At 67.9% G+C, this 8,222-nt stretch carries 10 protein-coding genes; 1 reads left to right on the top strand and 9 read right to left on the bottom strand.

Annotation, left to right across the window (positions count from 1 at the left end):
- From C5F48_RS20025 to C5F48_RS19990, 8 genes are all read right to left on the bottom strand, one after another.
- Window positions 1-459: sodium:solute symporter family transporter (locus C5F48_RS20025; protein WP_441302623.1), on the bottom strand; the 459-nt coding region annotated here is incomplete at its 3' end.
- The gene (locus tag C5F48_RS20020; RefSeq protein WP_107665561.1) at window positions 459-728 is read right to left on the bottom strand and encodes a hypothetical protein; all 270 of its coding nucleotides are present in this window, start codon (window positions 726-728) and stop codon (window positions 459-461) included. The genes C5F48_RS20020 and C5F48_RS20025, both read right to left, overlap by 1 nt.
- Complete coding sequence (locus C5F48_RS20015) at window positions 725-1,093, bottom strand: response regulator transcription factor (RefSeq protein ID WP_107665560.1); 369 nt, start codon at window positions 1,091-1,093, stop codon at window positions 725-727. Before C5F48_RS20015 ends, C5F48_RS20020 begins: the two co-directional genes overlap by 4 nt.
- 88 nt (window positions 1,094-1,181) lie before the next feature.
- On the bottom strand, window positions 1,182-2,459 hold the full coding sequence (locus C5F48_RS20010; protein ID WP_107665559.1) for a helix-turn-helix transcriptional regulator: 1,278 nt from the start codon (window positions 2,457-2,459) through the stop codon (window positions 1,182-1,184).
- 193 nt (window positions 2,460-2,652) lie between these two features.
- Window positions 2,653-3,633: an ABC transporter substrate-binding protein gene (locus tag C5F48_RS20005; protein WP_107665558.1), complete on the bottom strand. Its 981-nt coding sequence runs from the start codon at window positions 3,631-3,633 to the stop codon at window positions 2,653-2,655.
- Window positions 3,634-3,670: 37 nt separating this feature from the next.
- Complete coding sequence (locus C5F48_RS20000; RefSeq protein ID WP_107665557.1) at window positions 3,671-4,516, bottom strand: ABC transporter permease; 846 nt, start codon at window positions 4,514-4,516, stop codon at window positions 3,671-3,673.
- Window positions 4,513-5,376 carry an ABC transporter permease gene (locus C5F48_RS19995; protein ID WP_107665556.1) on the bottom strand — a complete coding sequence of 288 codons (864 nt, stop codon included), beginning with the start codon at window positions 5,374-5,376 and terminating at the stop codon, window positions 4,513-4,515. Before C5F48_RS19995 ends, C5F48_RS20000 begins: the two co-directional genes overlap by 4 nt.
- Before the next feature lie 57 nt (window positions 5,377-5,433).
- Window positions 5,434-6,231, bottom strand: coding sequence for an ABC transporter ATP-binding protein (locus C5F48_RS19990; RefSeq protein ID WP_107665555.1), 798 nt, complete (start codon window positions 6,229-6,231; stop codon window positions 5,434-5,436).
- An 83-nt stretch (window positions 6,232-6,314) separates the two neighbouring features.
- Here C5F48_RS19990 and C5F48_RS19985 point away from each other — a divergent pair, with 83 nt between their 5' ends.
- Complete coding sequence (locus C5F48_RS19985; protein ID WP_107665554.1) at window positions 6,315-6,713, top strand: cupin domain-containing protein; 399 nt, start codon at window positions 6,315-6,317, stop codon at window positions 6,711-6,713.
- Window positions 6,714-6,716: 3 nt separating this feature from the next.
- Here C5F48_RS19985 and hydA read toward each other — a convergent pair whose 3' ends face one another.
- The gene (gene hydA / locus C5F48_RS19980) at window positions 6,717-8,171 is read right to left on the bottom strand and encodes a dihydropyrimidinase (RefSeq protein WP_107665553.1); all 1,455 of its coding nucleotides are present in this window, start codon (window positions 8,169-8,171) and stop codon (window positions 6,717-6,719) included.
- Window positions 8,172-8,222 lie beyond the last annotated feature (51 nt).

The raw sequence follows: 8,222 nt of genomic DNA, 5'->3' as shown, positions 1-8,222 counted from the left end.
GCCCGCCGGCGTGGCGCTGGCGAAGACGTTGAAGGACAAGGTCACTGATTGCAGCTGCAGCGCGATATAGGGCGTCGCCGCCAGCACCGCGATCAGCGTGACGATGACGCCCAGAAGGTTCGACTTGCCGTAGCGGCTGGAGATCAGGTCGGCGATCGAGGTCACCCGCTGCTGTCGGCCGATCCGGACCAGCTTGCGCAGCACCCACCACCAGCCGATGAAGACCAGCGTCGGCCCGAGATAGATCGTCACATATTCCAGCCCCGACCGCGCCGCATAGCCCACGGCACCGTAGAAGGTCCAGGCGGTGCAGTAGATCGACAGCGACAGGGTGTAGACGATGGGCGAGCGCAGCCAGGGCAGCGCGCCCACCGCGGCCCGGCGCTCCACCATGAAGGCGACGAGGAACAGCAGGATCACATAGGCGACGCAGGACAGGACCAGCACGTTGAACGGCATCAGCGGTCGTCATCCTCCGCCGCATCCGCCCCGACCTCCGCCTCCAGCCCCGGGGCCAGAGCCGCCGCCGCCAGCACCAGGAAGAACCAGGCCGCGAAGAGATAGATGCCGTCCGGCGCGGTGTCGCGCCGCTCGGTCAGCCCGGGGGCCCAGAGCACCGGCAAGAGGAACAGGAAGGCGCCGAACACCGGCAGCATCCGCGCCACATCCCGGAGCCGCCGCCGCCGATAGCTGCGCCGGGCGAGGAACAGCGGGCGTTTCGCGCTCATCGCGCCACCAGGGCGCGGACCTGCTCCAGCATCTCGGCATTGGAGAAGGGTTTCGACATGAAGCGGCTGACCCCGGCGCGCTCCGCCGCCTCGCGGTCGCGGCCCTGGCCCTTGGCGGTGAGCATCAGCACCGGCAATGCCTCGGTCGCCGGATCGGCGCGGATCGCGGTCAGGATGTCGTAGCCGCTGATCCCGGGCAGCATCAGGTCGAGGATCAAGAGGTCCGGCCGGGCGCTGCGCACCGCCTCCACCGCATCCGAGCCGCCGTCATGGGTCGAGACCCGCCAGCCGTCGCGGGTCAGGATGAAGCGGATCGCCTCGGCGATATTGGGTTCATCCTCGATCAGCAGGACATGGGCCGCCATCCGTCTCCCCCCCGACACGGTCGCCTCAGGCGGTCTTCCGCCGCCGCGCCCTGACTATCGGCGCAAAGCGGCCCCCTGTCAAAGCGGCTTACGCCGTCTCGCTCAGGATCGAGGGCTCGCGCCGCGCCACGCAGGCCACCCGCGGGCAGACCCGGCAGGTGGAGCCCACGGGCAGCGCCTCGCCCGGATCGGCGCTCGGCTCGATCAGCATCACCGCCTCGCGCAGCTCCACACCCCCGAAACCACGCGGCAATTCCGGCGCGCAGAAGGCCCGCACCCGGAGCCGCCGGCGGCCGCGCCCCGCCGTCTCGACCAGCGCCTGCACCGGCTGCATCGGCCGCGACAGCGCGGTGTAGAGCGGCCAGAGCGGACAGGCCGCGCCGAAACGCGGCAGCGGAAAGCCGTCCGGCGGCTTCCGGAACACCAGCGTCCCCGAGCCGTCGCAGATCACGAGGCCGGCCAGCGACCCCGGCAGCAGAGCCGCCCGCCGCAGCACCGCCGGGATGGAGGCGCCGAAGGCCTGCGCCACCTGCCCCGGGTCGCCCCCGGCCATCGCCGCGCGGAACCGCTCCAGCGGCAGCGCCGCCGCATCCGCCGCCAGCCGCGCCGCCCAGACCCGCGCCATCGCCCGCGCCGCCGCCGAAGCGAGGCCCACGATCTCCGGCTCCAGCGCCGCCGGATCACCCGACTCCAGCTCCGGCAGATGCCAGCCGCGCGCCGCCAGCCAGGCCTCGACCTCCTCCTGCGGCGCGGCGACGCCCTGCTCCTCCGCCGTCTCCGACCCGTCGAGATAGGCCACCAGCGCCTCCGCCCCCACCGCCAGCCGCTCGCTGTCGACATGCAGGTTGCCATGGAAGCGCGCCCGCCAGACCGGGTCGATATCCTCGGTCTCGGCCAGGATCGCCGCGGTGGAGCGCACCGAGCTCACCGCCGAGAGCACCTCGTGCAGCGCCTGGCTCAGGTAGCTGTCATGGGTCAGCCGGTCGTTCAGCGCATTCACCGAGCGCTCCAGCTGGGTCACCCGCCGGTGCTGCGACGCCAGCAGCCCGGCCCAGCCCGGGAAGCGGCCGACGAAATCCTCGACCCGGTCCAGCTCCGCCGCCCCTGCGCCGCCGGTCTCGGCCACGGCGCCGCGCAGGTCCTCGATCAGCACGCCCTCGTCGCCGGCCTCCAAGAGCTGCGCCTCGACCCCCAGCGCCCGGGCCAGCCGGCCCAGCACCTCGGCCCCGATCCGCCGCCGGTTGTGCTCGATGAGATTGAGGTAGGAGGCCGACACCCCCGCCGCCCGCGCCAGCTCCGCCTGCCGCATGCCCAGGGCCAGCCGCTTCTCCCGCACCCGGCTCCCGGTCAGCGCCATCATCGGCATGACAAACTCTCCCCCCACGCTTTACAGAATTATCAAGGTTAACGAGCGCTTTGCCAAACCCTTTCCTTCCCCCTCACCTCGGAAAAATATCCTCGGGGGGTCCGGGGGGCAGACAGCCCCCCGGCGCTGGCCACGGACGCAACGCAAAGGGGGCGCGCCCGAAAGCACGCCCCCCTTCACAAGACCAAAGCCTTCAGTTCAGCGCCTTGTCCGTCACCTGATGCGTCCAGGCCCCTTCCGGCGCCTTGGAGATCACCGGGTCCGACCCGCCGCCCAGCAGCGCATCCACCGTGCGCTGGTAATCCGGCTCGTCCAGCGCGCCGTTCGAGCCCGCGGTCAGCTTGGCGATCTCGCCCATCATCCGCTTCTGGTGCTCCTCGGTCTGTGCGCCGGTGTCGTCATTCTCCAGCACGATCATCGCCGCCTCGTCTGGGTTCTCCTCCGCCCATTTCCAGCCCTTCATCGAGGCGCGGACGAATTTCACCATCTTCTCCTCGAAGGCCGGGTCGGAGAGCTTCTCCTCCATGACGTAGAGCCCGTCCTCCAGCGTCGCGACACCCTGATCCTCGTATTTGAACACCACCAGATCCTCCGGCGTGATGCCGGCGTCGATCACCTGCCAGTATTCGTTGTAGGTCATGGTCGAGACGCAGGCCGCCTGTTTCTGCAGCAGCGGATCGACGTTGAAGCCCTGCTTCAACACGGTGACGCCGCCTTCGGAGCCGTCGGTCGCCAGCCCCAGCTTCGACATCCAGTTCAGGAACGGGTATTCGTTGCCGCCGAACCAGACGCCCAGCGTCTTGCCCTTGAAATCCTCGGGGCTGGCGACGCCCGACTCCTTCAGGCAGGTCAGCATCATGCCCGAAGACTTGAACGGCTGGGCGATGTTGACGATCGCCGCCCCCTGCTCGCGCGCGGCCAAGGCGGAGGGCAGCCAGTCCACCATCACATCGGCGCCACCGCCCAAGAGGACCTGCACCGGCGCCACGTCCGGACCGCCCGGCTTGATCGTGACCTCGAGCCCCTCTTCCTCGTAGAAGCCCTGATCCTGCGCCACGTAATAGCCGGCGAACTGGGCCTGGGTCACCCATTTCAGCTGCAGCGTCACCGCATCCTGCGCCTGCGCCGTGCCCGCCAGAAGCGCGAAGACCGCGCCCGTCACCAATGTCCTCATGTCGACCTCCGTGTTGTGAGCCCTTGCAGGGCTTCGTTTACGTCCGTTGCGACGGGTGCCAGAAGGTCACCCCCCGTTCGATCAAGGCGATGACGCCATAGAAGGCCGAGCCCGCCAGCGCCGCCACGGCGATCTCGGCCCAGACCATGTCGAGCCCCAGCCGCCCGACCTCGGTCGAGATGCGGAACCCCATGCCGCGGATCGGCGAGCCGAAGAACTCCGCCACGATGGCGCCGATCAGCGCCAGGGTGCTGGCGATCTTCAGCCCGTTGAAGATGAAGGGCATCGCCGCGGGCAGCCGCAGCTTCACCAGCGTCTGCCAGTAATTCGCCGAATAGGTCGCCATCAGGTCGCGCTGCATCGGCTCCGAGGCCGCCAGCCCCGCCACCGTGTTCACCAGCACCGGGAAGAACACCATCACCACCACGACGGCGGCTTTCGAGTGCCAGTCGAAGCCGAACCACATCACGAGGATCGGCGCGATGCCGACGATGGGCAGAGCCGCGACGAAATTGCCCACCGGCAAGAGCCCGCGCTGCAGGAAGGGCGAGCGGTCGATGGCCACCGCCACCAGCACCGCCGCGGCGCAACCGATCAGATAGCCGCTCAGCGCGCCCTTGACGAAGGTCTGCAGGAAATCGACCCAGAGCACCGGCAGGCTTGTCGCGATCCGCGCGCCGATGGCCGAGGGCGGCGGCAGGATCACGCCCGGCACCTCCAGCCCGCGCACCACCGCCTCCCAGACCACGAGGATGGTGATCCCGAAGATCGCGGGCACCAGCAGCCGCCCGCCCCGGCTCTTCACGAGGCGCGAGCGCGACAGCCAGATGTTCAGCGCCAGCGCGCCGATCCAGAACAGCGCGGCAAAGACCAGCCAACTCATCGCGCCATCCCCATCCGCCGCAGCGTCACCCGCTGGATCGCGCCGATGATCCCCACCAGCGCCGCCGCCGCGATGGCCGCCGCGAACAGCGCCGCCCAGATCTGCACCGTCTGCCCGTAATAGCTGCCCGACAGCAGCCGCGCCCCCAGCCCCGCCACCGCGCCGGTCGGCAGCTCGCCGACGATGGCGCCGACAAGGCTCGCCGCCACCCCCACCTTCAGCGAGGCGAAGAGATAGGGCATCGACGCGGGCAGCCGCAGCTTCCAGAAGGTCTCGCCCCGGCTGGCGTTATAGGTGCGCAGAAGATCAAGTTGCATCGCATCCGGCGAGCGCAGCCCCTTCACCATCCCGACCACCACCGGGAAGAAGCTGAGATAGGCCGAGATCACCGCCTTCGGCAGCAGCCCCGACAGCCCGACCGAATTCATTACCACGATGATCATCGGCGCGATGGCAAGGATCGGGATGGTCTGGCTGGCGATGGCCCAAGGCATTACGCTCAGATCCATCGCCCGGTTGTGGATGATCCCCACCGCCAGCAGGATGCCGAGCCCGGTGCCGATGGCGAAGCCGAGCAGCGTCGCCGACAGCGTGATCCAGCCATGATAGATCAGGCTGCGCTTCGAGGTCACCTTCTGCCCGACAACGCTCTTCCACAGCTCCGCTGCGACCTGATGCGGCGCGGGCAGCACCGGCCGCTCCTGCGCCAGCGTCTGCGGGATGACCTCGGCCAGTGTCACCTCGGTATCGGCCCGCGCGGCCTGATCGTAGACCCATTGCGCGTTCATCCAGACCGCCGCCGCATACCAGAGCGCGACGATCACCGCGACCACCGTCAGGATCGGCAGCACCGATTTCATGCCGCGCTCCCCGTCTGCATGGGCTGTGCATCGGATGTGCATGGGACGTGCATCGCCCTATTCGTCATAGGAATGCCCCGCCCTCAGCCCCTCGCGCACCCGATGTGCGATCTCGATGAACTCCCGGCTGTCGCGGATGTCGAGCGGCCGCTCCTTCGGCAGCGGCGAGTCGATCACATCGGTGATCCGCCCCGGACGCGGGCTCATCACCACGATCTTGGTGGAAAGATAGACCGCCTCCGGAATGGAATGCGTAACGAATCCAATGGTTTTCCCGGTCCGGTTCCAGAGCTTCAAGAGCTCCTCGTTCAGCCGGTCGCGCACGATCTCGTCCAGCGCGCCGAAGGGTTCGTCCATCAGCAGGATTTCGGCATCGAAGGCCAAGGCCCGGGCAATCGACGCCCGCTGCTGCATCCCGCCCGAAAGCTGCCAGGGATATTTCTTGCCGAATCCTTCCAGATCAACGAGTTGCAGAACGTCCCTCACCCGCCGCTCCTGCTCGTCGCGCGAGAAGCCCATGATCTCCAGCGGCAGCCGGATATTGCCCGCGATGGTCCGCCATGGGTAAAGCCCTGCGGCCTGGAAGACATAGCCATAAGCCCTTGACTTGCGGGCCTCTTCCGGCGTCATGCCGTTGACGGTCAGCACCCCCGCCGTCGGATGCTCCAAGGCCGCGATGGCGCGCAGGAAGGTGGTCTTGCCGCAGCCCGACGGCCCGATGAACGAGACGAATTCCCCCTTGCCGATCAGCAGGTTAACATTCTTCAGCGCATGCACCGGCCCGTCCGAGGTCTGGAAGGTCAGCTCCAGCCCCCGCGCCTCGATCACCGGCGATCCCGCCCCCTGATCCCTCATGCCATCCCCCCGGCGCGCGCAGTCATTTGTCGGAGACGGCGCCCGTGGTATCCTGCCGACGTGGCCCCGAGCGAGGAACGCCGATGACCGACTGCCGCAAACTGCGCCCGACCGGGCTCTACGCCGGAAAGCAGGGCTTCAGCTACAACGAGGGAATCTCCGCCGAAACAACGGCTTCCCGCGCGATCTGCATGCATCTTCTGACGATCCCGCCCGGCGGTCGCGCCAAGGCGCACAAGCATTCCACCCATGAGACGGCGATCTACATGCTGGAGGGCGAGACGGTGATGTTCTGGGGCGAGCGGCTCGAACACCGGATGGACACCGTCGCCGGCGACATGATCTACATTCCCGCCGACATGCCGCATCTGCCCGTCAACCTCTCCGACCGCCCCGCCACCGCCGTGATCTCCCGCACCGACCCGCATGAGCAGGAAAGCGTCACGCTGCTGCCGGAGTTCGAGCATCTGGTTCCGCTCTGACACTCAGACCCCCGTCGCCGGAATGCCGCCCCGCGCCACCGGGCGCGGCGAGGTCAGGTCCTTCCAGGCCGAGAGCGCCCGGTTCACCGCCGGACGCGGCTCGCGGCCGACGAACTTGCCATGCCCCTCCTCGGTGCGGATCTCGCCGTCCATGACGGCGACCTTGCCGCGGCTCAGCGTGTAGCGCGGCAGGCCCTTCACCTCCTTGCCCTCGAAGACATTGTAATCGATGGAGGATTGCTGCGCCCCGGCCGAGATCACCTTTGTCTTCTCCGGGTCCCAGACCACCAGATCGGCATCCGCCCCCACCAGCACCGCGCCCTTCTTCGGGTAGCAGTTCAAAATCTTGGCTATATTGGTCGAGGTCACGGCCACGAATTCATTGGGCGTTAACCGGCCCGTGTTAACCCCATAGGTCCAGAGCATCGGCAGCCGATCCTCCAGCCCGCCGGTGCCGTTCGGGATCTTGGTGAAATCGCCGACGCCAAAGCGTTTCTGCTCGGTGGTGAAGGCACAGTGATCGGTGGCCACGACGGAGAGAGAGCCGGACTGCAACCCGGCCCAAAGCGAGTCCTGATGCTGCTTGTTGCGGAACGGCGGGCTCATCACCCGGCGCGCCGCATGATCCCAGTCGGCGTTGAAATACTCGCCCTCGTCCAGCGTCAGATGCTGGATCAGCGGCTCGCCCCAGACCCGCTTGCCCAGGCTGCGCGCCCGGCGGATCGCCTCGTGACTGTCCTCGCAGGAGGTATGCACCACGTAAAGCGGCACCCCCGCCATGTCGGCGATCATGATCGCCCGGTTGGTCGCCTCGCCCTCCACCTGCGGCGGGCGGCTGTAGGCATGCGCCTCCGGCCCGGTGTTGCCCTCGGCCAGCAGCCGCGCCGAAAGCTCGGCCACCACATCGCCGTTCTCGGCATGCACCATCGCCAGCGCCCCCAGATCGGCGCAGCGGCGGAAGCTGGCGAAGAGCTCGTCGTCGTTGACCATCAACGCGCCCTTGTAGGCCATGAAATGCTTGAACGAGGTGATCCCCTGATCGACCACCGCCTGCATCTCGTCGAAGACCTGCTCGCCCCACCAGGTGATCGCCATGTGGTAGGAATAGTCGCAATTCGCCCTGCCCGACTTGTTGTGCCACATCTGCAGGGCGTCCATCAGACCCTGCCCGGGCGCGGGCAGTGCGAAATCGACCACCATCGTGGTGCCGCCCGCCAGCGCCGCGCGGGTGCCGCTCTCGAAGTCATCCGCCGAATAGGTGCCCATGAAGGGCATCTCCAGATGGGTATGCGGGTCGATGCCGCCGGGCATGACATAGCAGCCGGAGGCGTCGAGCACCTCGTCGCCCACGAGGTTCGGCCCGATGGCGGTAATCACCCCGCCCTCGATCAGCACATCCGCCTTGTAGGTCAGATCCGCGGTGACGATGGTTCCGTTCCTGATGACCGTGGTCGCCATGTCTCACTCCCTGATGAAGGTCTCTGCCTTCTTTCCTGTCACAATATCCTC

The organism is Cereibacter changlensis JA139 (assembly GCF_003034985.1).
Lineage (GTDB): Bacteria > Pseudomonadota > Alphaproteobacteria > Rhodobacterales > Rhodobacteraceae > Cereibacter > Cereibacter changlensis.
Note: the sequence above shows the minus strand (reverse complement) of the source record. Positions and strands in the feature narration are given on the sequence as shown.